Annotated in this window: 22 protein-coding genes and 5 tRNA genes; 8 read left to right on the forward strand and 19 right to left on the reverse strand. The window is 70.1% G+C overall.

Features of this window, described 5'->3' with window-relative positions:
* Nucleotides 1-140 precede the first annotated feature (140 nt).
* Nucleotides 141-1,829: a DAK2 domain-containing protein gene (locus ACWDEX_RS18370; protein ID WP_450464579.1), complete on the reverse strand. Its 1,689-nt coding sequence runs from the start codon at nt 1,827-1,829 to the stop codon at nt 141-143.
* A gap of 296 nt (nt 1,830-2,125) precedes the next feature.
* Between ACWDEX_RS18370 and rpmB the strand changes: the two genes are divergently transcribed.
* The gene (gene rpmB, locus ACWDEX_RS18375) at nt 2,126-2,311 is read left to right on the forward strand and encodes a 50S ribosomal protein L28 (RefSeq protein WP_004924906.1); all 186 of its coding nucleotides are present in this window, start codon (nt 2,126-2,128) and stop codon (nt 2,309-2,311) included.
* Nucleotides 2,312-2,491: 180 nt separating this feature from the next.
* Here rpmB and ACWDEX_RS18380 read toward each other — a convergent pair whose 3' ends face one another.
* Entirely contained in the window at nt 2,492-3,457 is a 966-nt protein-coding gene (locus ACWDEX_RS18380) for a thiamine-phosphate kinase (protein WP_450464580.1), read from the reverse strand.
* Between the two features lie 219 nt (nt 3,458-3,676).
* On the opposite strand from ACWDEX_RS18380, the gene ACWDEX_RS18385 reads away from it, so the two are divergent.
* Nucleotides 3,677-3,910, forward strand: coding sequence for an Lrp/AsnC family transcriptional regulator (locus ACWDEX_RS18385; RefSeq protein ID WP_450464582.1), 234 nt, complete (start codon nt 3,677-3,679; stop codon nt 3,908-3,910).
* A gap of 20 nt (nt 3,911-3,930) precedes the next feature.
* Nucleotides 3,931-4,440 carry a DUF3515 domain-containing protein gene (locus ACWDEX_RS18390; protein ID WP_450464583.1) on the forward strand — a complete coding sequence of 170 codons (510 nt, stop codon included), beginning with the start codon at nt 3,931-3,933 and terminating at the stop codon, nt 4,438-4,440.
* Between the two features lie 12 nt (nt 4,441-4,452).
* On the opposite strand, the gene ACWDEX_RS18395 is transcribed toward ACWDEX_RS18390, so the two are convergent.
* The 3 genes from ACWDEX_RS18395 to ACWDEX_RS18405 form a co-directional block, all read right to left on the reverse strand.
* Nucleotides 4,453-5,610, reverse strand: a complete 1,158-nt coding sequence (locus ACWDEX_RS18395) for a D-alanine--D-alanine ligase family protein (protein ID WP_450464585.1) — start codon at nt 5,608-5,610, stop codon at nt 4,453-4,455.
* Nucleotides 5,611-5,761: 151 nt separating this feature from the next.
* A complete protein-coding gene (locus tag ACWDEX_RS18400) occupies nt 5,762-6,772 on the reverse strand; it encodes an NAD(P)H-dependent glycerol-3-phosphate dehydrogenase (RefSeq protein WP_450464586.1) in 1,011 nt (336 codons plus the stop codon).
* The gene (locus ACWDEX_RS18405; protein ID WP_450464588.1) at nt 6,769-7,539 is read right to left on the reverse strand and encodes a lysophospholipid acyltransferase family protein; all 771 of its coding nucleotides are present in this window, start codon (nt 7,537-7,539) and stop codon (nt 6,769-6,771) included. Before ACWDEX_RS18405 ends, ACWDEX_RS18400 begins: the two co-directional genes overlap by 4 nt.
* 190 nt (nt 7,540-7,729) lie before the next feature.
* On the opposite strand from ACWDEX_RS18405, the gene cofC reads away from it, so the two are divergent.
* Both cofC and ACWDEX_RS18415 read left to right on the forward strand, forming a co-directional pair.
* Nucleotides 7,730-8,377, forward strand: coding sequence for a 2-phospho-L-lactate guanylyltransferase (gene cofC / locus ACWDEX_RS18410; protein WP_450464589.1), 648 nt, complete (start codon nt 7,730-7,732; stop codon nt 8,375-8,377).
* A gap of 43 nt (nt 8,378-8,420) precedes the next feature.
* The gene (locus ACWDEX_RS18415; protein ID WP_450464590.1) at nt 8,421-8,624 is read left to right on the forward strand and encodes a hypothetical protein; all 204 of its coding nucleotides are present in this window, start codon (nt 8,421-8,423) and stop codon (nt 8,622-8,624) included.
* 72 nt (nt 8,625-8,696) lie between these two features.
* Here ACWDEX_RS18415 and ACWDEX_RS18420 read toward each other — a convergent pair whose 3' ends face one another.
* The 4 genes from ACWDEX_RS18420 to leuC all read right to left on the reverse strand — a co-directional run bounded on the left by ACWDEX_RS18420 (nt 8,697) and on the right by leuC (nt 11,972).
* Nucleotides 8,697-9,317, reverse strand: a complete 621-nt coding sequence (locus ACWDEX_RS18420; protein ID WP_450464591.1) for an HU family DNA-binding protein — start codon at nt 9,315-9,317, stop codon at nt 8,697-8,699.
* Nucleotides 9,318-9,444: 127 nt separating this feature from the next.
* Nucleotides 9,445-9,675, reverse strand: a complete 231-nt coding sequence (locus ACWDEX_RS18425) for an SCO5555 family protein (RefSeq protein WP_450464593.1) — start codon at nt 9,673-9,675, stop codon at nt 9,445-9,447.
* A gap of 263 nt (nt 9,676-9,938) precedes the next feature.
* Nucleotides 9,939-10,532 carry a 3-isopropylmalate dehydratase small subunit gene (gene leuD, locus ACWDEX_RS18430; protein WP_450464594.1) on the reverse strand — a complete coding sequence of 198 codons (594 nt, stop codon included), beginning with the start codon at nt 10,530-10,532 and terminating at the stop codon, nt 9,939-9,941.
* A 15-nt stretch (nt 10,533-10,547) separates the two neighbouring features.
* A complete protein-coding gene (leuC, locus tag ACWDEX_RS18435) occupies nt 10,548-11,972 on the reverse strand; it encodes a 3-isopropylmalate dehydratase large subunit (protein WP_450464595.1) in 1,425 nt (474 codons plus the stop codon).
* 192 nt (nt 11,973-12,164) lie between these two features.
* Here leuC and ndgR point away from each other — a divergent pair, with 192 nt between their 5' ends.
* Nucleotides 12,165-12,881 carry an IclR family transcriptional regulator NdgR gene (gene ndgR, locus ACWDEX_RS18440; RefSeq protein ID WP_450464596.1) on the forward strand — a complete coding sequence of 239 codons (717 nt, stop codon included), beginning with the start codon at nt 12,165-12,167 and terminating at the stop codon, nt 12,879-12,881.
* Nucleotides 12,882-12,969: 88 nt separating this feature from the next.
* Here ndgR and ACWDEX_RS18445 read toward each other — a convergent pair whose 3' ends face one another.
* The gene (locus ACWDEX_RS18445) at nt 12,970-13,488 is read right to left on the reverse strand and encodes a DUF4188 domain-containing protein (protein ID WP_450464597.1); all 519 of its coding nucleotides are present in this window, start codon (nt 13,486-13,488) and stop codon (nt 12,970-12,972) included.
* 81 nt (nt 13,489-13,569) lie between these two features.
* Between ACWDEX_RS18445 and ACWDEX_RS18450 the strand changes: the two genes are divergently transcribed.
* On the forward strand, nt 13,570-14,214 hold the full coding sequence (locus ACWDEX_RS18450; RefSeq protein ID WP_450464598.1) for a MerR family transcriptional regulator: 645 nt from the start codon (nt 13,570-13,572) through the stop codon (nt 14,212-14,214).
* Between the two features lie 52 nt (nt 14,215-14,266).
* Here the strand turns inward: ACWDEX_RS18450 and ACWDEX_RS18455 are convergent.
* From ACWDEX_RS18455 to ACWDEX_RS18495, 9 genes are all read right to left on the reverse strand, one after another.
* Nucleotides 14,267-14,339 (reverse strand) — tRNA-Glu (locus tag ACWDEX_RS18455).
* Nucleotides 14,340-14,367: 28 nt separating this feature from the next.
* Nucleotides 14,368-14,439, reverse strand: a tRNA-Gln gene (locus ACWDEX_RS18460).
* A gap of 20 nt (nt 14,440-14,459) precedes the next feature.
* Nucleotides 14,460-14,532 (reverse strand) — tRNA-Glu (locus ACWDEX_RS18465).
* A gap of 62 nt (nt 14,533-14,594) precedes the next feature.
* A tRNA-Glu gene (locus tag ACWDEX_RS18470) sits at nt 14,595-14,667 on the reverse strand.
* A 39-nt stretch (nt 14,668-14,706) separates the two neighbouring features.
* Nucleotides 14,707-14,778 (reverse strand) — tRNA-Gln (locus ACWDEX_RS18475).
* A 90-nt stretch (nt 14,779-14,868) separates the two neighbouring features.
* Nucleotides 14,869-15,600, reverse strand: coding sequence for an HAD family hydrolase (locus tag ACWDEX_RS18480; RefSeq protein ID WP_450464599.1), 732 nt, complete (start codon nt 15,598-15,600; stop codon nt 14,869-14,871).
* 113 nt (nt 15,601-15,713) lie between these two features.
* On the reverse strand, nt 15,714-17,189 hold the full coding sequence (gene gltX / locus ACWDEX_RS18485; protein WP_450464600.1) for a glutamate--tRNA ligase: 1,476 nt from the start codon (nt 17,187-17,189) through the stop codon (nt 15,714-15,716).
* Entirely contained in the window at nt 17,182-17,958 is a 777-nt protein-coding gene (locus tag ACWDEX_RS18490) for a fumarylacetoacetate hydrolase family protein (protein ID WP_450464601.1), read from the reverse strand. The genes gltX and ACWDEX_RS18490 overlap by 8 nt, the downstream gene beginning before the upstream one ends.
* 224 nt (nt 17,959-18,182) lie before the next feature.
* Nucleotides 18,183-18,371 (reverse strand): hypothetical protein, encoded by a 189-nt coding sequence (locus ACWDEX_RS18495; RefSeq protein WP_450464602.1) that lies wholly within the window; start codon nt 18,369-18,371, stop codon nt 18,183-18,185.
* Nucleotides 18,372-18,971: 600 nt separating this feature from the next.
* Here ACWDEX_RS18495 and ACWDEX_RS18500 point away from each other — a divergent pair.
* The coding region (locus tag ACWDEX_RS18500) for a nitrate- and nitrite sensing domain-containing protein (protein WP_450464603.1) at nt 18,972-22,421 on the forward strand (3,450 nt) is incomplete at its 3' end.

Here is a 22,421-nt window from a genome sequence, read left to right on the forward strand (position 1 = left end):
ACCGACAATGCCGTAAACGTCCTGGAAATCCGCTGGTCAGGCGCGTCGTGCGGGGCCTGCGACGGTCCGTCCCGGCAGCCCTCGGCGGTCACCGTGCCACCGGGACCGCCCGTCCCCGAACCCCGACCGGCGGCTCCGTCTCACTCCACGCCGATCAGTAGCAGCGGCCCCTGCCGGCCGCCGTGGTACACCACGGTGTCGACCGCCAGGTACGACTCGCGTACCCGGGCCTCCAGGTGCGCCGAGACGGACTGGGGGGCCTCGTCACCGAGGACCAGCGTGACCATCTCGCCGCCCGCCGCGAGCATGCGGTCCAGGACCGTCTCGGCCGTCGCCGTGACGTCGGAGCCGATGACCGCGACATCGCCGTCGATCAGGCCGAGGACGTCGCCGGCCTGGCAGATGCCGGCCATCGTCCAGGCCTGCCGTTCCGCGACCGCGACTTCGGCGTACCGTGTCGCGCCGGCCGCCGACGTCATGGCCACGACGTCCTCGTCGAAGCGCCGTTCCGGTTCGTGCACGGCCAGCGCCGCGATGCCCTGGACCGCGGACCGGGTCGGGATCAGCGCCACGCGTACGCCCTCCGTCCGCGCCTGCTCGGCCGCGGCGGCCGCGGTGTGGCGCAGGTCCGCGTCGTTCGGCAGCAGCACCACCTCGCGCGCGTGCGCCCGCCGCACCGCCGCCACCAGTTCCCCGCTGGCCGGCGGCTCACCGGCCCGGGCGAGCACGGTGGTCGCCCCGGCCTCCTGGTACAGCCCGGCCAGCCCCTCCCCCGGCACCACGGCCACCACAGCGCGCTGGGCACGCTCGCGTGGCGGCCGTCCGGCGCCCGCGGTGTGCGCGTCCCCGGCGGCGAAGTGCGTGATCCGGATGCGGTACGGCCGCCCGGCCTCGACCCCCGCCTCGACGGCGGCGCCCGCGTCGTCGACGTGCACATGGACGTTCCACAGCCCGTCCCCGCCGACCACGACCAGCGAGTCCCCGAGCGCGTCGAGCCGTTCCCGCAACCGCGTCACGGCCGTGTCGCCGGCCTCCAGGAGATAGATCACCTCGTACGCGGGGCCGCTCTCGTCCGCACCGGAATCCGCGCACTCCTGGGGGGCGGACGGCGTGACGTCGTCGACGCGCGCGCAACTGTTCTGCTTCGCCTCGTCGGGCAGCCGCGGCGCCTCTCCCGTGAGCGTCTGCACCAGCGCCGCGAGCACCTCCACGAGCCCCCGGCCACCGGCGTCGACCACACCGGCCCGCTTCAGGGCCGCGAGCTGGCCGGGCGTCGCCATAAGGGCAGCCCGCGCCCCCTCGTACGCCGCCCGCGCGATGCCGCCGCAGTCCCCCTCGGCACCGGTGACCGCGTCCGCCGCAGCCGAGGCGACGCTCAGGACGGTTCCCTCCACGGGGTGTGCGACGGCTTCCCGCGCGGAGTCGGCCGCCCTCCGGAGGGCGAGCCGCAGTGCCTGCGCGTCGGTGTGGCCCCTCTCGCCGTCGACGGCGAGCACCTGGGCCATGCCCCGCAGCAGTTGGGCGAGGATCGTCCCGGAGTTGCCGCGCGCCCCGATGAGCGCACCGTGGGCCATGGCCTGTACCGCGTCGGCGAGCGTCGGCCGCTGCGCACCGGCCACCGTGCTCGCCTCGTACCCGGCGAAGACGGCCTCGACGGCCGCAGCGGCGGACTCCACGGTCAGATAGAGGTTGGTGCCGGTGTCGCCGTCGGCCACGGGATAGACGTTGATCGCGTCGATCTCCTCGCGGGCCCGCCCCAGTGCTTGGAGCGCAAGACCGCACCAGGTGCGCACCGCGAGAGCATCCAATGGCTGCGGCACCTGCGCCACCTACGCCTCCTTGAACTGCTGGATGTGTCAGGCAGCGTAGACCCAAGGGTGACCCGGGCTGGAAGAGGGCCGAGCGGACACCTTGGGGAAGGGCCCCGGCACGGCCGCGTCCAGGGGCCGGAGCAGGGGCCCGAGCGGCCATGGTAGTTTCGTTCTACGGACGCGGCCTTGTATGCTGCTCCGGTTGCCCGATCCAGATCGGGCCTTCCCCCTGGCAACGCCACTCAGATCCTGTGATCTTGATCCCGGCATGCCGGGATCAACCGTAAGTGCATCTGAAGTCTTTGGAGTGACCCGTGGCTGCCAACTGCGACGTCTGTGGCAAGGGACCGGGCTTCGGCAACAACATCTCGCACTCGCACCGCCGTACGCCCCGTCGCTGGAACCCGAACATCCAGCGCGTGCGTACCGTGGTGGGCGGGACGCCGAAGCGCGTGAACGCTTGCACCTCGTGCATCAAGGCCGGCAAGGTCTCGCGCTGACGTCCAGTTAAGCGCGCGGCCACCGCTGGTTCGCTGCTCTAAGCCGGTCCACCCCGTGGACCGGCTTTTTGCTGTGCCCGCCCGAGGGAACCGTCAGGGGCACGGCACCACCGCTCGCGGGCCCCTTCACCTGGACCGGTGACGCCGCGCCCCCGCCCGCGGCGACCCTGCCGGTTAGTCCTACGACTCGATGTCCCCGAAGTGGTCCCAGCCTCCCTTGCTGGTCCACGGTGCTCCGTCGACCGTCACCTGGGGCAGCGCCGACGGGTTGAGCACCTCGCCGATCACTTTCCAGCGCGCCGGCAGCTTCACGTCCGGCGGGAAGGTCGCCACGATCGCGTGGTCCTCCCCGCCCGTGAGCACCCACTGCATCGGATCGACGCCCACGGCCTGCCCGATGTCGTTCATCTGCGAGGGGATGTCGATGGCGCCCGAGCGGATGTCGATCCGGACCTTGCTCGCCTCCGCGATATGCCCGAGGTCGGCGATGAGCCCGTCACTGACGTCGCACATCGCAGTCGCGCCGAGCCCCGCGGCGGCCGGACCCGCGTGGTAGGGCGGCTCGGGGCGCCGGTGCGCCTCGACGAACGCGCGGGGCGAGCGGAAACCGCGGGAGAGCACCGCGTGCCCGGCCGCGGACCAGCCCAGCCAGCCGGTGACGGCCACCACGTCACCGGGCTGGGCACCGGCCCGGGTGACGGGCTCGTGGTTGCGCAGATCGCCGAGCGCGGTGATCGAGATCATGATCGTGTCGCCGCCCACGACATCGCCCCCGACCACGGCCGCACCCGCGACCTGGCACTCGTCGCGCAGGCCGTCCATCAGCTCGGTGGGCCAGGCCACGGGTAGTTCGGCGGGGACGACGAGACCGAGCAGCAGCGCGGTCGGCACGGCGCCCATCGCGGCGATGTCCGCGAGGTTCTGCGCCGCCGCCTTGCGCCCGACGTCGTACGCCGTGGACCAGTCACGGCGGAAGTGCCGGCCCTCCAGGAGGATGTCGGTGCTCGCCACCACCCTGCGGTCGGGCGCGGCCACCACCGCGGCGTCGTCGCCGGGGCCGAGCCGGACCGCCGGGGTGGTGGTGAGCCGGGAGGTGAGCTCCCTGATGAGCCCGAACTCGCCCAGTTCGCCCACGGTGCCCTTCATCGTCGTACGTCCCCTTCTCATACCTGTCGCGCCCGGTCGCGTTCCGTCATCGTCCTGGGTACGGTCCTCGGTAGATACGAGTCGACCGTCAACTTGTGCCGCTGGTGCCACCCGGCGCTCACGCCACAGTTCCCGTGAGGTCTCCCCTCGGTGAGCGGCGACGCGATACCGTGGCGTCTCTTCTCCCCCCATGATCCCCGTGGCCGCCCTGGAGGTTCCGTGGTACAGGCGTACATCCTGATCCAGACGGAGGTCGGCAAGGCGTCGACCGTCGCCGGGACGATCAGCAAGATCCCTGGGGTCGTCCAGGCCGAGGACGTGACGGGTCCCTACGACGTCATCGTGCGCGCCCAGGCCGACACCGTCGATGAACTGGGTCGCATGGTGGTCGCGAAAGTCCAGCAAGTGGACGGCATCACCCGCACCCTGACCTGCCCGGTCGTGCACCTCTAGCCCCCGTCTACGCTTGGCCGGTGAACTTCTTCCGTCACCGGCCGCTCGGTCTGCCCGTTCTCGCTCTGCTGATCACTGCGACGGGCTGTTCCTCAAGTGACGGCAGTCCCTCGGCCGCGGTTCCCAGCCCGGACGCGAAGGTCACGAAGCTGTGCCAGAACCTGGACAAGGTGCTGCCGCGCAAGGTGGCCGGCCTCGACCGGAACGATCCCGAGCCCCGGTCCGCGCTCACGGCGGGCTGGGGAAGCCCGGCGATCATACTGCGCTGCGGCGTCGAACGGCCGCAGAAGATGATCGATCCGACGGTGGCCGAGGGCAATGACCCCAACGCGGTCGGCGGTGGTGTGAACGGCGTCGACTGGCTGATGGAGAAGCGGGACGACGGCACGTACCGCTTCACCACGTCCCTGCGCCAGGCCTACGTCGAGGTGACCCTGCCGAAGGAGCGGACCGCTCAGGACAGTTCCGCGGTGCTCGTCGACCTGGCCTCGCCCATCAAGAGGGCGATCCCCAAGGGGATCGCCCTCTGAGCCGTACGGTCCTCAGCGCAGCCCGGTCGACCGCCGCAGCGCCGCCTGGACCAGACGGTCCACCAGGTCGCCGTAGCTGATCCCGCTGGCCTGCCACATCTGCGGGTACATCGAGATCGGTGTGAAACCGGGCATCGTGTTGATCTCGTTGATCACGAACTCCCCGTCCTCGGCGAGGAAGAAGTCCGCGCGCACCAGGCCCTCGCAGGACGCGGCCTCGAACGCCTCCACCGCGAGCCGACGGACCTCGGCCGTCTGCTCGTCGGTCAGGGGCGCGGGCACGATGCCGGGCGTGGAGTCGATGTACTTGGCCTCGAAGTCGTAGTACGCGTGCGTGTCCGGCGGCGGAATCTCGGCGGGCACCGAGGCGCGCGGCCCGTCCTCGAACTCCAGGACGCCGCACTCGATCTCGCGGCCGCGCACCGCGGCCTCCACGATGATCTTCGGGTCGTGCCGCTGGGCTTCCGCGATCGCCTCGTCGAGGCCCGCGAGCTCGTCGACCTTGGTGATGCCGATCGACGAACCCGCGCGCGCGGGCTTCACGAACAGCGGCCAGCCGTGCTCGCCCGCGAAGTCGATGATCTTCTTGCGCGCGGCGGACTCGTCACGCTCCCACTCACGCGGCCGTATCACCACGTACGGGCCGACCTTGAGCCCGAACGAGGTGAACACCCGCTTCATGTACTCCTTGTCCTGACCGACGGCCGAGGCGAGCACGCCCGAGCCCACGTACGGGACACCGGACAGCTCCAGGAGGCCCTGGAGGGTGCCGTCCTCGCCGTACGGGCCGTGCAGCACCGGGAAGACCACGTCGACCTCGCCCAGCGCCTTGGGCACCGAACCGGGCTCGCTGTAGACGACTTCGCGGCTCGTGGGATCGACGGGGAGCACCACGCCGCCCTCCTGCGCCTCGGCCAGGTCCTCGACGTTCGGCGTACGGCGGTCGGCGATCGCCATGCGCTCCGGGTCGTCGGCGGTGAGCGCCCAACGGCCCTCCCGGGTGATGCCGATCGGCAGGACGTCGTACTTCGTCCGGTCGATGGCACGCAGCACGGCGCCGGCGGTGACCGTGGAGATCCCGTGTTCGGAACTGCGGCCGCCGAAGACGACGGCGACGCGCGGCTTGCGGGGCGGCTGCTCAGGGCTCTGGGGGAGGTTCTCGGTGCTCATATCGCGTTGAGACTACCCGGTGGTACTGCGGTGAGACAGCGCCGAAGGGCACCCGGGTGAGCCACCGCGGCACGCCGGTGCCGCGAGGCCGAGCGATCGCCTCTCGGCACCTGGTCCTGCGACCGGAAAGGTCTGCCGCACACGCGGTCGCTCAGTGTCGCTCCGGCTTCGCGCTGCGCGACATCAGCTCCTTGAGCGCGACCACCGGCGGCTTGCCCTCGTGGACGATGCCGACCACCGTCTCCGTGATGGGCATGTCGACGCCGTGCCGACGGGCCAGATCAAGCACGGACTCGCAGGACTTGACGCCCTCCGCGGTCTGCTTGGTGACCGCGATGGTCTCCTGGAGGGTCATGCCCTTGCCGAGGTTGGTGCCGAAGGTGTGGTTGCGCGACAACGGCGACGAGCAGGTGGCCACCAGGTCACCGAGGCCCGCGAGACCGGAGAAGGTCAGCGGGTCCGCACCCATGGCGAGTCCGAGCCGGGTGGTCTCGGCGAGCCCGCGCGTGATGAGCGAGCCCTTGGCGTTGTCGCCGAGGCCCATGCCGTCCGCGATGCCGACCGCCAGGCCGATGACGTTCTTGACCGCGCCGCCCAGTTCGCAGCCGACGACGTCGGTGTTGGTGTACGGCCGGAAGTACGGCGTGTGGCAGGCGGCCTGGAGCCGCCGTGCGACGGCCTCGTCGGTGCAGGCGACCACGGCGGCGGCCGGCATGCGGGTGGCGACCTCCCGGGCCAGGTTGGGCCCGGTGACGACGGCTACACGTTCCGGACCGACCTTGGCGACGTCCTCGATGACCTCGCTCATCCGCATGGCGGAGCCGAGTTCGACGCCCTTCATCAGGGAGACGAGGATCGTTTCGGGCGCCAGCAGGGGCGTCCACTCCGCGAGGTTCCCGCGCAGGGTCTGCGAGGGGATCGCGAGTATCGTGAAGTCGGCGTCGCGCGCGGCCTCGGCGGGGTCCGTGGTGGCCCGCAGGTTCTCGGGAAGTTCGACGCCCGGAAGGTAGTCCGGGTTCGTGCGGGTGGAGTTGACCGCCTCGACGAGTTCGGTGCGGCGCGCCCACAGGGTGACCTCGCATCCGGCGTCGGCCAGCACCATGCCGAAGGCCGTCCCCCACGATCCCGTGCCGAACACGGCCGCCTTGACCGGCTTGTTCACTGGCCCTGCCCCTCTTTCTGGCGTGCCTTCTCCTGTGCGGCACTGCGGCGGCGCTGCTCGATACGCACCTCGCGCGGGTCGTACGGCTTCTCGGGCGCCTTCTCGCCGCGGATCTCCTCCAGTCGGCGGGTGATGGCGGCCATGATGACCTCCGTCGCCTCCTTCAGGAGCTCGGGGGTCATGTCCTTGTCGTAGAAGCGCGAGAGGTCGACGGGCGGGCCCGCGAGCACGTGGTGCGTCTTGCGCGGAAGGAGGTCGGGCTTCTTGGCGTACGGCGGCAGCAGCTCGTTGGCGCCCCACTGGGCAATGGGGATCACCGGGCACTTGGTCTGCAGGGCGACGCGGGCGGCACCGGTCTTGCCGGTCATCGGCCAGCCGGCCGGGTCGCGGGTGAGGGTGCCCTCCGGGTAGAAGGCGACGCACTCGCCGCGTTCCACGGCGTCAATGGCGGCCCGGAAGGCACTGAGCGCGTCCGTGCTCTCGCGGTACACGGGGATCTGGCCGGTACCGCGCATGGCGGCGCCGAGGAATCCCTTCTTGAAAAGGCCGCTCTTCGCGAGGAATCGCGGAACACGCCCGGTGTTGTACTGATAGTGCGCGTAGGCGAAGGGATCCACATGGGAATTGTGGTTCACCACGGTGATAAATCCACCTTCGGCCGGAATGTTCTCCATTCCGCGCCAGTCCCGCTTGAGCAGAACCACCAGCGGCGGTTTGCAGAGGACCGCTGCGAAGCGGTACCAGAAGCCGATTCTGCGGCGGGGCACGCGGACACCTTCCTCTAGGGACCCGGCACGGGGCCCGGCACGGGGGCTGTGGGCCGCACAAGTGTGGCCCCAGGTCGCCTGTCTGTCGAGAACACGGTACGCCCCGCCGCAAGAGCCGCCTGGTGGGCCGCGAGGTTCCTGTGGGCATGCCGGGTGACAATGGACGCGACAAGACTGGGACGGAGTGCACGTGCAGTGGACTGTGGTCGTACCTCTGAAAGCCCTGGAGCGGGCCAAGAGCAGGCTCTCCGACACCGCGGCGGACGGATTGCGTCCAGGGCTCGCCCTCGCCTTCGCGCAGGACACGGTGGCCGCCGCGCTCTCCTGCGCGGCCGTGCGTGATGTGGCGGTCGTCACTGACGACCCGCTCGCCAGGCGCGAGCTGGCGGCCCTGGGCGCCCGGATCGTGTCGGACGAGCCGGCGGGCGGCCTGAACGCCGCACTCGCACACGCGGCGGCGCACGTACGGCGACTGCGCCCCGACGGCGCCGTGGCGGCACTCAACGCGGATCTTCCGGCGCTGCGGTCCGAGGAGTTGGCGCGGGTGCTCGATGCGGCCGCCGAATTCCCGCGCGCATTTCTGCCCGACGCCGCCGGAATCGGTACGACGCTGCTGGCCGCGTCCCCGGGCAGGGAATTGCGACCGGCTTTCGGTGTGGATTCACGGGCGCGACACCGCGCCTCGGGCGCCATGGAACTCACCCTCGACGCGGTGGACTCCGTACGCCAGGACGTGGACACCGGGGAAGACCTGCGCGCGGCCCTGAATCTGGGCGTAGGCCCCCGCACCGCAGCGGCGGCCGCACGCCTGCTCGTTCCGGGACAGCCCGGCGGCTGACACGACACAGGCAGGTCCGCGGGCCGGTCGATAGGCTTTCGCCATGCAGGCGACCGCGTACACCTACGACCCCGAGACCCGCACCGGTCAGGTGCTGCTCGACGACGGCACTCCCCTCGCCTTCGACGCGCCCGCGTTCGACGCGGGCGGGCTCAGGCTGCTGCGCCCGGGGCAACGGGTGCGGATCGAGACCGAGGGTGAGGGCGAGGACCGGCACATCACGCTGGTGACCCTGCACACCTTCTGAACACACCCGGACATGCCGCGGGCCGGGCTCCTGCTGAGAGCCCGGCCCGGCGCGTGAGAGCCCGTGCGCCCGTCAACGGCGGGCGGTGGCCTTCTTGGCGGTGGTCTTGCGCGCCGTGGACTTCTTGGCGGGGGCCTTCTTCGCCGGAGCCTTCTTCGCGGTGGTCTTGGCCGCGGCCTTCTTCGCCGTGGTCTTCTTCGCGGGCGCCGCCTTCTTGGCCGCGGCCTTCTTCGCCGTGGTCTTCTTCGCGGGCGCCGCCTTCTTCGCGGTGGCCTTCTTGGCAGCGGCCTTCTTCGCTGCCGCCTTCTTCGCGGTGGCCTTCTTGGCAGCGGCCTTCTTGACCGTCACCGCGGCGCCTCCGGTGAGGCTGCCCTTGGGGGCCTTCTTGACCGCGACCTCGCCACCACGCGGGAGCTTCTTGGTACCGCTCACCAGGTCCTTGAAGCCCTGGCCCGCGCGGAATCGGGGCACAGAGGTCTTCTTGACCCGGACCCGCTCGCCTGTCTGGGGATTACGGGCGTACCGGGCCGGACGCTCGACCTTCTCGAACGACCCGAAGCCGGTGACCGAAACCCGGTCGCCTCCGACGACCGCGCGGACGATGGCGTCCAGGACCGCGTCGACAGCATCGGCGGCCTGCTGGCGACCGCCCATCTTGTCGGCAATCGCTTCTACGAGCTGCGCCTTGTTCACGTCTTCCCCTTCGGAGACATCACCAGAACGAAAGTGTTCAAGCTTTTTCGCACGTTAGGCAGATATATACCGCAAATCAAACACGAAACGGGCTAATCACCCTTGTGCCGCAACGGACTCGGCCGCCTCAGACTTCCTCTTCGGGGATTCGCTCCTCGTCGAGGGCGGTCATGAACCGCTCGAGACGCCTGGCCGCTTCGGCAAGATCGCGCTTGGCCGCGGCCGTAATGACCAGCAGCTTCCGGGTCAGCGCCATCCGTACGCCCTCCGGGACTTGCAGTGCGCGCACTCTTGCGTGCGCTTCCTTGAGTTGAACCGCGACCGCCGTATAGAGCTCGAGTTGGCCGTCGTTGTCCATGCACAGATTGTGCCATCTGGGGCGAGTTGTCGCCTGCGCTGGGGGCAACTGCCGCCGTCCCGTCGCCTCCTGCACACCTCGGCACATCGCGCCGCTCACAGCCGCGTACCCACCCAATGACCTTTGCATTCACGTGAGTTGGCGCCTTCGAGGCGGCGCGTCGGAGCCGCCCGTGGGCAGATACGGCTGTACCCCCAACCGTCCACGATTGGGGGTACAGAGCGGTGTTGCGATGGCCGAAACCCGCCCTTGCGGGCCGGGCGTCAGACCGTACGCGTCCGCGGCTTGTGCGAGGGGCGCCCCGCCTCGTACGCGGCGATGTCGGCCTCGTTCTGGAGGGTGATGGAGATGTCGTCGAGGCCGTTCAGCAGCCGCCAGCGGGAGTTCTCGTCCAGTTCGAAGGCTGCGGTGATGCCTTCGGCACGCACTTCGCGCTCGACCAGGTCGACGGTGATCCGGGCCTCGGGGTCCTGCTCGACAAGCTCCCACAGGGCGTCCACGACCTTCTGCTCCAGCACCACGGTGAGCAGGCCGTTCTTCAGCGAGTTACCGCGGAAGATATCGGCGAAGCGGGACGAGATCACGGTCTTGAAGCCGTAGTTCTGCAGGGCCCAGACGGCATGCTCACGGGAGGAGCCGGTGCCGAAGTCGGGGCCTGCGACCAGGACCGTGGCGCCCTGCCGCTCGGGGCGGTTGAGCACGAACTCCGGGTCCTTGCGCCAGGCCTCGAAGAGTCCGTCCTCGAAGCCGTCCCTGGTCACCTTCTTGAGCCAGTGGGCGGGGATGATCTGGTCGGTGTCGACGTTGCTGCGGCGCAGCGGGACGGCCCGGCCGGTGTGCGTGGTGAATGCTTCCATGACTCTCAGCGACTCTCAGACTGCAGCGGGCGTACGGGCGTCGGACAGGTCGGCCGGGGAGGCCAGGTGGCCGAGGACCGCGGTGGAGGCAGCGACCTGCGGCGACACCAGGTGCGTCCGGCCGCCCTTGCCCTGCCGGCCCTCGAAGTTGCGGTTGGAGGTGGAAGCGGAACGCTCACCGGGGGCAAGCTGGTCGGGGTTCATGCCCAGACACATCGAGCAGCCCGCGTGCCGCCATTCGGCGCCGGCCTCCTTGAAGACGACGTCCAGGCCCTCGGAAACGGCCTGCAAACCCACCCGCGCGGAGCCCGGGACGACCAGCATCCGTACGCCGTCGGCGACTTTGCGGTCCTTGAGGATCGCGGCGGCGGCGCGCAGGTCCTCGATCCGGCCGTTGGTGCAGGAACCTACGAAGACGGTGTCCACCTTGATGGACTGCAGCGGCTGTCCAGCCTCCAACCCCATGTACTCCAGGGCCTTTTCGGCGGCCAGGCGCTCCGAAGCGTCCTCGTACGAAGCGGGATCGGGGACCGAGCTCGAAAGCGGCGCGCCCTGGCCGGGGTTGGTGCCCCAGGTGACGAACGGCGCGAGCTCGGCGGCGTCGATGCGGACCTCGGCGTCGAATTCCGCGTCGTCGTCGGTGCGCAGGGTCTTCCAGTACTCCACCGCGGCGTCCCAGTCGGTGCCCTCGGGGGCGTGCGGACGGCCCTTGAGGTACGCGAAGGTGGTCTCGTCCGGGGCGATCATGCCCGCGCGGGCGCCGGCCTCGATCGACATGTTGCAGATGGTCATCCGGGCCTCCATCGAGAGCTTCTCGATGGCGGAGCCGCGGTACTCCAGGATGTAGCCCTGGCCGCCGCCGGTGCCGATCTTCGCGATGATCGCCAAAATCAGGTCCTTGGCGGTGACGCCCGCGGGCAGTTCGCCGTCGACCGTGATGGCCATGGTCTTCGGACGGGCCATCGGCAGCGTCTGGGTGGCGAGCACGTGCTCGACCTGGGAGGTGCCGATACCGAACGCCAGCGCGCCGAAGGCGCCGTGCGTGGAGGTGTGGGAGTCACCGCAGACGACGGTGGTGCCCGGCTGGGTCAGGCCCAGCTGGGGGCCGACCACGTGCACGACGCCCTGCTCGACGTCGCCCAGCGGGTGCAACCGCACTCCGAACTCGGCGCAGTTCTTGCGCAGGGTCTCCAGTTGGGCGCGGGAGACCGGGTCCGCGATGGGCTTGTCGATGTCGAGGGTGGGGGTGTTGTGGTCCTCGGTCGCGATGGTGAGGTCGAGTCGGCGCACCGGACGACCGGTCTTGCGCAGCCCGTCGAAGGCCTGCGGGCTGGTCACCTCGTGCAGCAGGTGCAGATCGATGTAGAGGAGGTCGGGCTCGCCCTCGGCGCGCCGGACGACGTGGTCGTCCCAGACCTTCTCCGCGAGTGTCCTACCCATCGCTTTCCCTCCGGCCGGGCACAAGTGCACCGACCCCACTAGAGATCTTGAGGAAGCGGCGCCCAATACCCCTGAATTACCGGGCCTCCGCCGCCGGGCCCGCTGGTTCGTGGGCCGCTGTGACTTCCAGAGTGGCGGGTTCCACGGAAAATTGAACTTGCGTTTCACAGAGTGAGACGGGAATATCGTTTCATGGACAACAGTAGCGGCGTCGGTGTTCTGGACAAGGCAGCCCTTGTCCTGAGCGCCCTGGAGTCCGGTCCGGCCACCCTCGCGGGTCTGGTCGGCGCCACCGGACTGGCACGACCCACGGCACATCGCCTCGCCGTGGCACTCGAACACCACCGCATGGTGGCGCGTGACATGCAGGGCCGTTTCATTCTCGGCCCCCGGCTGGCCGAGCTGGCCGCGGCGGCGGGCGAGGATCGCCTGCTGGCCACGGCGGGCCCGGTGCTGACCCACCTCCGCGATGTCACGGGCGAAAGCGCGCAGCTCTACCGCCGTCAAGGGGACATGCGCATCTGCGTCGCCGCCGCGGAGCGCCTCTCGGGTCTGCGGGACACGGTCCCGGTGGGCTCCACTCTCACGATGAAGGCGGGCTCCTCGGCGCAGATCCTGCTGGCCTGGGAGGAGCCCGAGCGCCTGCACCGGGGCTTGCAGGGAGCCCGCTTCACGGCGACGGCCCTCTCGGGCGTGCGGCGGCGCGGCTGGGCCCAGTCCATCGGGGAGCGCGAGCCGGGTGTCGCCTCCGTCTCCGCCCCGGTACGCGGCCCCTCCAACCGCGTGGTGGCCGCGGTGTCCGTCTCCGGCCCGATCGAGCGTCTGACACGCCACCCCGGCCGTATGCACGCCCAGGCGGTCATCGACTCCGCCGTGCGACTCTCGGAGGCCCTGCGCCGTTCTGGCTGACCTTCGCCCGTCACCGAGGAGGGCCTGCCTCAACGCCGCGGCAGACCCTCCTCGCCCCCCGATCCCCCGTTCTCCGCCGCCCCTCAGGTCACCCCGCCTGGCCGGCCGCCCCCGCCGACCGGTGCGCGAACCGGTCCTTCGCGGACCGGCCGCGCCGCTCGACGGGCAGTTGGCCGTGCGCCTTCGCGAGGCCGAAGGCCGGCATGTCGAAGTAGATCGACTCGTAGGAGCCCTCGGGCGCGATGTACGTCTCGTGCCACAGGCCCACGTGTCCGCGAGCCTTGCCCTGGCGCTTCTTGCGGTTGACGATCGTCCAGGCCCGGTGGTGAAACATGTCCCGCGAGGTCGCGAAGGCGTACAGCTTCTCCTTGGACTGCCAGTACTGGACGACGTAGTACGTACGCGGAGAGGCCGTCAGCAGCACGCGCCCCAGCAGCCCCCGGTCACGGTCCCGCGCAAGCTCCCCAAGCATGCGGAACATCGACAGCATGACCGGCAGCCACTGGTGCACCGCCCAGAAGTGGTTGATCCGCATGCCGATGAGCAGCACCACCGCATCACCCTCAGCCGCGGCCGTCGTACTGCCCCGCACAGGCTTCGCGAACATGCCGGCCCCCCTCATCAGATAGCACCACTATCCTTCTGGCGATGCTTGGATAGTGACACTTCTCAAGGAAAGGCGCAAGAGATGCGGCTGGCGGAGCTGAGCGAGCGCAGCGGGGTGTCCACGGCGACGATCAAGTACTACCTGCGCGAAAGGCTGCTGCCGCCAGGCCGCCAGGTCAACGCCACGACGGCCGAGTACGACGAGGAGCATCTGCGCCGGCTGCGCCTCGTGCGGGCGATGATCCAGGTGGGCCAGGTACCGGTGGCGAAGGTGCGCGAGGTGCTCGGGCACGTGGACGACGACTCCCTGGGTCGCACGATCCGCCTGGGCGCGGCGATGTGGGCGCTGCCGCAGGTGCCGGAGCCGGACGAGGACGACGAGTACGTCCAGGCCGCGCGCCAGGAGGTCGCCGCGCTCCTGGACCGACTCGGCTGGGAGAACGCCAAGCTGCTCGCGACCATCTCCCCCGCGCACCGCTCGCTGGTGGTGGCGGTGGCCGCGTTCCGCCGGCTCGGCTACGACTGGGGGGCCGAACAGCTCGCACCCTACGCCGAGTTGATGCACCGGACGGCCGTCCTCGACCTGGACAACCTGGAGACGCATCGGTCGGAGGCGGAGCAGGTCGAGTTCGCGGTCCTGGGGGCGGTCCTCAACGAGCCGGCACTGCAGGCCCTGCACCGGCTGGCGCAGGAAGAGGAGTCGGTGCGGCGCTACGGCCTCGAGTAGGCCCCGGAAACGCTGTAAGGCCTCCACCTGAGTGAAGGCCCTACGGACTGTGTACCCCCGACCGGATTCGAACCGGCGCTACCGCCTTGAGAGGGCGGCGTGCTAGGCCGCTACACAACGGGGGCGAGGATCTTGCGTTTCCGCAGATCCGAGCTGGTCTACCTGGACTCGAACCAAGACTAACTGAACCAGAATCAGTCGTGCTGCCAATTACACCATAGACCAATGTGGTTTAGACCAGACCGTACCCCCGACCGGATTCGAACCGGCGCTACCGCCTTGAGAGGGCGGCGTGCTAGGCCGCTACACAACGGGGGCCCTAGCGATCCTGCATCGATGACAGTGGGAGCTACCCGAGCTGCCTTCGCGGGAAGGATCTGTACCCCCGACCGGATTCGAACCGGCGCTACTGCCTTGAGAGGGCAGCGTGCTAGGCCGCTACACAACGGGGGCTTGCGGATGAGATCCGCGGGTGCAGATAAGCTCTGCGAGCTGGCCTACCTGGACTCGAACCAAGACTAACTGAACCAGAATCAGTCGTGCTGCCAATTACACCATAGGCCACTGGAACGCAAGCCCCTGAGGGGGTTTTGTTCTAGCTTGCGCTTCCGGTTTCCGGCCTTTCGGCCCGCTCCCCTCGGCGCAGGAAGAACATTACCTGAAGGTGGACTGCGCTCCAAAACGGGTATCCGCGCCGAGCACGGCGGGCAGTTCGGCGAGGGAGGAGATCCGGTGAAATCCGTCGGGCGCGTCCGCGCTCGCGTACAGCCCGTCGCGGTCGATCCAGACGGAGAGCAGCCCGGCCTCGGCGGCACCCCGCCCGTCGATCTCCGGGTGGTCGCCGACGTAGGCAACCTGGTGCGGGGTGAGTTCCAGTGCCTCGCAGGCGGCGTGGAAGGCCCGTGCCTCGGGCTTGGAAACGCCCAGTTCCGCGGCGCACACAACGGCCTCGAAGCGGTCGAGGATGCCGAGAACCCGCAGCTTGTGCTCCTGGACGTGGATGCTGGAGTTGGACAGCACCGCATGCCGGTGGCTGGTGGCGAGGATGTCCAGGGCGGGCAGGGCGTCGGGGAAGAGGGCCCACGCGGTCTCGTAGTGGGCCTTGTAGCGGCAGTACCAGGCGTCGGCCCCGGTGTCGGTCAGTTCCTCGCCCAGGAAGACCCGCACCCGGTCCCGCCGCTGCGTCTCGAAGTCGGCCTCGCCCGCGGCGAACCGCGCCCACTGCTGATCGGTGATCTCCCGCCACCGTGTCAGCGCCCGCTCCACGCTCCCGTACCTGCCGAGCAGGCCCTCGGCGACCAGATGCCCGCGCATCCCCGCCCGGTCCGCGGTCGTGTAGTCGAACAGGGTGTCGTCCACGTCCCACACCACGGCGCTGATGCTCATGGACCGACCGTAGCGTGCGGGCGGCGGGCGTGTCTGTCGGTCGGCGACTGTCGCGTGTACGCCAAAAGGGCGGCACCCGGTGGTCCGGGTGCCGCCCCTCACGTACGGACGGGTCAGGCGGCCAGCTTCGCCAGCGCCGCGTCGATCCGCGTCAGCGTCTTCTCCTTGCCCAGGACCTGCAGCGACTCGAAGAGCGGCAGGCCGACCGTGCGGCCGGTGACGGCGACACGGACCGGGGCCTGGGCCTTGCCGAGCTTGAGGCCGTGGGCCTCGCCGGCGGCCAGGACGGCTTCCTTCAGGGACTCCGGGGACGTCCAGTCGGCCGACTCGAGCTTCTCGCGGGCCGTGCGCAGCAGAGCGTCCGAGCCCTCCTTCATCGCCTTCGTCCAGCTCGCCTCGTCGGACACCGGCTCCGCGAGGAACAGGAAGTCGACGTTGTCGGTGATCTCGGACAGGACCTTGACACGGGTCTGCGCGTGCGGGGCGATCGCCTCCCACTTCGCCTCGTCGAAGTCCTCCGGTGCCCAGGGGGCGACCGGGGCGTTCAGCCACGGCCGGCAGCGCTCGGCGAAGTCCTTCACGTCCAGCAGGCGGATGTGGTCGGCGTTGATCGACTCGGCCTTCTTCAGGTCGAAACGGGCCGGGTTGGGGTTCACGTCCGCGATGTCGAAGGCGGCGACCATCTCCTCGATGCCGAAGATGTCGCGGTCGGGCGCGAGCGACCAGCCCAGCAGGGAGAGGTAGTTGAGCAGGCCTTCCGGCAGGAATCCGCGCTCGCGGTAGAGGTTCAGCGACGCCTGCGGGTCGCGCTTGGACAGCTTCTTGTTGCCCTCGCCCATCACGTACGGCAGATGACCGAACTCGGGCACGAACTTCGCGACGCCCAGCTCGATCAGCGCCTTGTAGAGGGCGATCTGGCGGGGGGTGGAGGAGAGCAGGTCCTCGCCGCGCAGGACGTGGGTGATGTCCATCAGGGCGTCGTCGACCGGGTTCACGAGCGTGTACAGGGGCGCCCCGTTCGCTCGCACGATCCCGTAGTCCGGCACGTTCTCCGGCGTGAACGTCAGCTCGCCGCGGACCAGGTCCGTGAAGGTGATCGCCTCGTCGGGCATGCGGAAGCGGACGATGGACGTGCGGCCCTCGGCGTCGTAGGCCGCCACCTGCTCTGCGGTGAGGTCGCGGCAGTGGCCGTCGTACCCGGAGGGCTTGCCCGCGGCACGGGCGGCATCACGGCGGGCGTCCAGCTCTTCCGTCGTGCAGTAGCAGTGGTAGGCGTACCCGCCGTCCAGGAGCTTGCGGGCGACGTCCTGGTAGATGTCCATCCGCTGCGACTGGCGGTACGGCATGTGGGGGCCGCCGACCTCGGGGCCCTCGTCCCAGTCGAAGCCCAGCCAGCGCAGCGAGTCCAGCAGCTGGAGGTAGGACTCCTCCGAGTCGCGGGCCACGTCCGTGTCCTCGATACGGAAGACGTACGTCCCGCCGGTGTGGCGGGCGAACGCCCAGTTGAACAGGGCGGTGCGGACCAGGCCCACATGGGGGTTGCCGGTCGGGGACGGACAGAAACGTACGCGGACGTTCGCGTTAGCCACGCTTGATCACCTTGTTGGTGAGAGTGCCGATGCCTTCGATGGTGACGGCGACCTTGTCGCCGACGTTGAGGGGGCCGACCCCCGCGGGGGTGCCCGTGAGGATCACGTCGCCGGGGAGCAGCGTCATGGCCTCGGAGATGTTCACGATCAGATCCTCGATCGAGTGGATCATCTCGCTCGTACGGCCGAGCTGACGTTGCTCGCCGTTGACGGTGAGCTGGATGGTGAGGTCGCTCGGGTCCAGGTCGGTCTCCACCCAGGGGCCGAGCGGGCAGGAGGTGTCGAAGCCCTTGGCGCGGGCCCACTGCTTCTCGCGCCGCTGGACGTCGCGCGCGGTCACGTCGTTGGCGCAGGTGTAGCCAAGGATCACGTCCTTGACGCGCTCGTGCGGGACCTCTCGGCACATACGGCCGATCACCACGGCCAGCTCGGCCTCGTGGTGCAGCTCCTGAGAGAAGGAGGGGTAGGCGATCTCGTCGCCGGGGCCGATCACGGAGGTGGACGGCTTGAAGAAGGCGAACGGGGCTTCGGGCACCTCGTGGCCCAGCTCCCTGGCGTGCTCCGCGTAGTTGCGGCCGAAGGCCACGACCTTGTTGGGGAGCACCGGGGGCAGCAGCCTCACCTTGCTCAGCGGCACCTTCGTACCGGAGAGCTCGAAGTCCGCGAACGGGATGCCCTTGATGATGTCGAGGACGAGCTCGTCCGGCTTGTCGCCCTCGACCGCGCCGAAGGCGACGTTCCCGTCGATGGAGAATCTGGCGATGCGCACGGGATCCTTGCGCCCCTCACTGAGCTGGCTGGAGTCTGACGCTCCAGGCTAACGCGGCAAGGGGGCCGCGACCCCGCGTACGGCGACGGACGCTGCCGTGCGTACGCGGCCGGACGCCTCCGCGTGGAGGCGGTCACGTGCATTTCCCTGACCGACCGCCGGGTGGCGGCGATCACACCGTGTTCGCGTGGGAACGCGGTGGACGGTGACGGCCCAGGCGCCTGCTACTCCGCGGCGGAGGCCTGCGCGGGAACCTCCATGAGGACCGTGCGCTTGGGGTTGGCGGTCTGGGTGGGAAGGTCGACGGAGTGTTCCGGCGTCGCCGGCGCCTGCAGCTCGTCGGCGTCGGCGAGGTGCGCCAGCGTCGTCCGCCGCGGGTTGGCTATGTTGCGGAACATCATCGTGGTCTTCACTGTTGTCGTCGACCTTGTCGTTGCGGGCGCCGGGCGGGGCCTGAAGGGCTGTCGCCGGGGCGCGGGTTTGTCGGATTCGCCATCCCTGTAAAGCGCCAGGCTAAACATGCAATTCCCACGGAAGTCGTGAACAGGACATGATCTCCGTGTGAGTTTGCTCACGGACCTGCGCACAAAAAGGGCAATCCAGACCGTCAACTCGCCTAGACGAAACGGACATTGCCCCATGGAAGCCCGCATTCCGCTGCCGATCGTAGCGACTGGGACACGTAACGAGCCCCAATGGATCGTGAGCATAAGTCCGTTATATGCAAGATCGGCTTCTACGACTCGTGATCCCCCTCTCACGCAGGGTCACGGTCTTGGTGGGCTCGCCCGTTGGCCTTGTTGGAGATCCGGCACTGTGCTGGAATTCCACGGACCGCCGCGGGGATCGCACCGGCGCGCAAAGGCGCAACGCAGCGTCGGGCAGCGGCGGGAAGGGGGAGCCAGCGCCGGTCACTCAAGACCGCCCGGGGGGCGTATTCAGGGCGCCCCCTACGACGCCGACACCGTCCCGCCGCTCGCGGAGGGGCGCCTGGTCCAGAGGTTGCGACGCTAGTGCAGGGACGTTTCAAGAGGGATGGCAGTGCTTCGGCGGAGCCGGAGCCGCACGGGGGAACCGACCGCGGTTCCTCGCCCCAGCACGTTCAGAACCCGGGACCCGCACCGGCCGGCGCAGGCGCTGAGCGCCCCGGCCGCACCGGCGCGAACGCAGCGGCGGCCCCCGCGTCGGACACTGCGCCGCAGATCAGCACTCAGACCGGGCCTGGCTCGCGCATAGCACTGCGCAACTGGCGCATCTCCACGCGTCTGGTGTCGCTGCTCGCGCTCCCCGTGGTCGCGGCGACCACGCTGGGCGGCCTGCGGATCAACGACAACCTGGACCAGATCCAGCAGCTCGAGAACATGAAGCTGCTGACCGACATGACCAGGCAGGCGACGCAGCTCGCGGCGGCGCTCCAGGACGAACGCGACCAGACCGCCGGCCCGCTCGCCCACGGCGCGTCGGCGAAGGACTACACGGTCAAGGGCGCCCGCGAGAGGACCGACCGTGCCCGCGCCGCCTTCATGCAAGGCACCGGGGAGGTCGGCGACGCCACCGGCAGCGGCAAGCTCTCCGGTGTCTACGACAGCGTCGTCAGTATCGCGGCCGAGCTGAACAAGATCAGCGGCATCCGCGCCGGTGCCTACAAGGACTCGAAGAACTCCACGCAGACGGCCGAGGCCTACCACCGTCTGATCACCCAGCTGCTCAGTCTGTCCCAGGACATGGCGGAGGCCACCAGCAACCCGGAGATGATCCAGCGCACCCGCGCCCTGGCGGCCTTCTCCACCGCCAAGGAGTACGCGTCCGTGCAGCGCGCGGTCATCGCGGCGGCCCTGCCCGCGAACAACGCCACGGCCGGCAAGCTTTCCGAGAACGACCGCCAGTACGCCTTCTCCGCCCTCGAGAGCCAGGGCTCCAGCCTCGACCGCTTCCGCAGCATCTACGGTGACGGTGCGGAGGAGGTGACGGCGTCGCTCGAGCCGGGCAGTGCGACGATCCAGGCCGCCGACAAATACGCCGACCGTGTCCTCAAGAGCCCCGGCGGCCTCGCGGGTCAGCCCAAGCGCTCGTACAAGGACTGGGTCGACGACGACACGGCCAAGATCCTGGAGATGAAGAGGATCGAGGGCACGCTCCTGGAGGAGATGGAGCAGAAGGCCCGTGAGCTGAAGAACGCCTCTCAGCAGGAGGCGATCATCTCCGGTGCGCTGATCCTCCTCGTCCTCGGCGTCTCCCTCGTCGGCGCCTTCGTCGTGGCCCGCTCCATGATCCGCTCGCTGCGCCGACTGCAGGACACCGCCACCAAGGTCGCCCAGGAGCGCCTGCCCGAGCTGGTCAAGGAGCTGTCCGAGTCCGACCCGCAGGACGTCGACACGTCCGTGGAGTCGGTCGGTGTGCACTCCCGGGACGAGATCGGCCAGGTGGCCGCGGCCTTCGACGACGTGCACCGCGAGGCGGTCCGCCTCGCCGCCGAGCAGGCGCTGCTGCGAGGCAACGTCAACGCGATGTTCACCAACCTCTCGCGTCGCTCCCAGGGTCTGATCCAGCGCCAGCTGTCGCTGATCTCCGAACTGGAGTCCCGCGAGGCCGACCCGGACCAGCTCTCCTCGCTGTTCAAGCTCGACCACCTGGCGACGCGTATGCGTCGTAACGGTGAGAACCTCCTCGTCCTCGCCGGTGAGGAGCCCGGTCGTCGCTGGACCCGCCCGGTCCCGCTGGTCGACGTGCTGCGCGCCGCCGCGTCCGAGGTGGAGCAGTACGAGCGCATCGAGTTGGCCGCGGTTCCGGCCACCGAGGTCGCCGGCCGCGTCGTCAACGACCTCGTGCACCTGCTCGCCGAGCTGCTGGAGAACGCCACCTCGTTCTCCTCGCCGCAGACCAAGGTCAAGGTCACCGGTCACGCGCTGCCCGACGGACGCGTACTGATCGAGATCCACGACACCGGTATCGGTCTGTCCCCCGAGGACCTCGCGCAGATCAACGAGCGGCTCGCCGCGCCGCCCACGGTGGACGTCTCCGTCTCCCGCCGCATGGGCCTCTTCGTGGTCGGCCGACTTTCGCAGCGCCACGGCATCCGCATCCAGCTGCGCCCGTCCGACTCCGGTGGTACGACCGCGCTGGTCATGCTCCCGGTCGACGTCGCCCAGGGCGGCAAGAAGCCCGCTGCGGGCAAGCCGGGCCAGGGCGCCCCGCAGACCGGCGGTTCCGCTGCCGGTGCGGCGGCAGCCGGTGCGGCCGCCGCCCGTCGCCAGGCTCAGCAGGGCGGTGCCTCCGGCGGCCGGGGACTCGGTGCCGCCCCACAGCGCGGACACGTGGGCGCCGGACAGGGTCCGCGTGCCGAACTGCCCGGCGGCCGCCCCGGCGGCCCCGGTGCTGCCCGTGGTCCGCAGGGTCCCGCCGCCAATCCCTCGGCGCCGTTCGAGCAGGGGGCGCCCGGGTCCCGGCAGCAGGGCCGGCAGGCCCCGACTGTCGCCGACGCCTTCGGCCAGAGCGCGCCGAGCGCTCCCCAGGGGCTGCAGGCGGCCCAGGCCTTCCCGGACAGTGGCACGGGCTCCCGCCAGGGCGGCTTCGGTAATGGTGCTCCCTCGCCCGTACCGCCGAAGTCTCAGGAACAGCAGGAGCGGCAGGAACGGCAGCCCAAGGAGGGCCGTGGCCGGCGTCGGCCGCAACTGCCCGGGCGTGGTGGTCCGCGCGCCGAACTGCCCGGTGGCAACCCGCAGCAGCGCACGCCGAGCTGGAGCGACGAGAACGCGCAGCCCCCGGTGCCGCGCGCCGCGCTGGACGTCCCGCGTGGCCACGAGGAGCCGGACGGCCTGTCCTCGACCTCGCCCATGCCTCGTATCGACGACCGCCAGGGGCCGGGCTCGACCGCGGAGATCCCCCGCATCGACGACCGTCAGGGTCCCGGGTCCACCTCCGAGTTCCCGCGACCGGACTTCAACGCCCCGCGTCCCGGGGCGAATGCGCCGACAGGCCGTGGGCAGTTCCCCCGCCCCGACGCTTTCGGCGGCTCGCACCCGGGTAATTCGGCGGGCGGGTTCCCCGGTGCCGGACACGGCCAGGACACGGGCCAGTTCCCGGTGTCCGGACACGGCCAGGACCCCTCCGGCACGGGCCAGTTCCCCACGCAGGGTCACGACGGCTCCGGAACGGGCCAGTTCCCCGCCCCCGGATACGGCAACCACCAGGACCCCTCCACCACCGGCCAGTTCCCCACGCAGGGTCACGACGGCTCCGGAACGGGCCAGTTCCCCGCCCCCGGATACGCCAACCATCAGGACCCCTCCGGCACGGGCCAGTTCCCCGCCCAGGGTCACGACGGCTCCGGAACGGGCCAGTTCCCCGCCCCCGGATACGCCAACCACCAGGACCCCTCCGGCACGGGCCAGTTCCCCGCCCAGGGTCACGACGGCTCCGGAACGGGCCAGTTCCCCGCCCCCGGATACGCCAACCACCAGGAC

The sequence above is a fragment of the Streptomyces sp. NPDC001020 genome, from assembly GCF_053599115.1.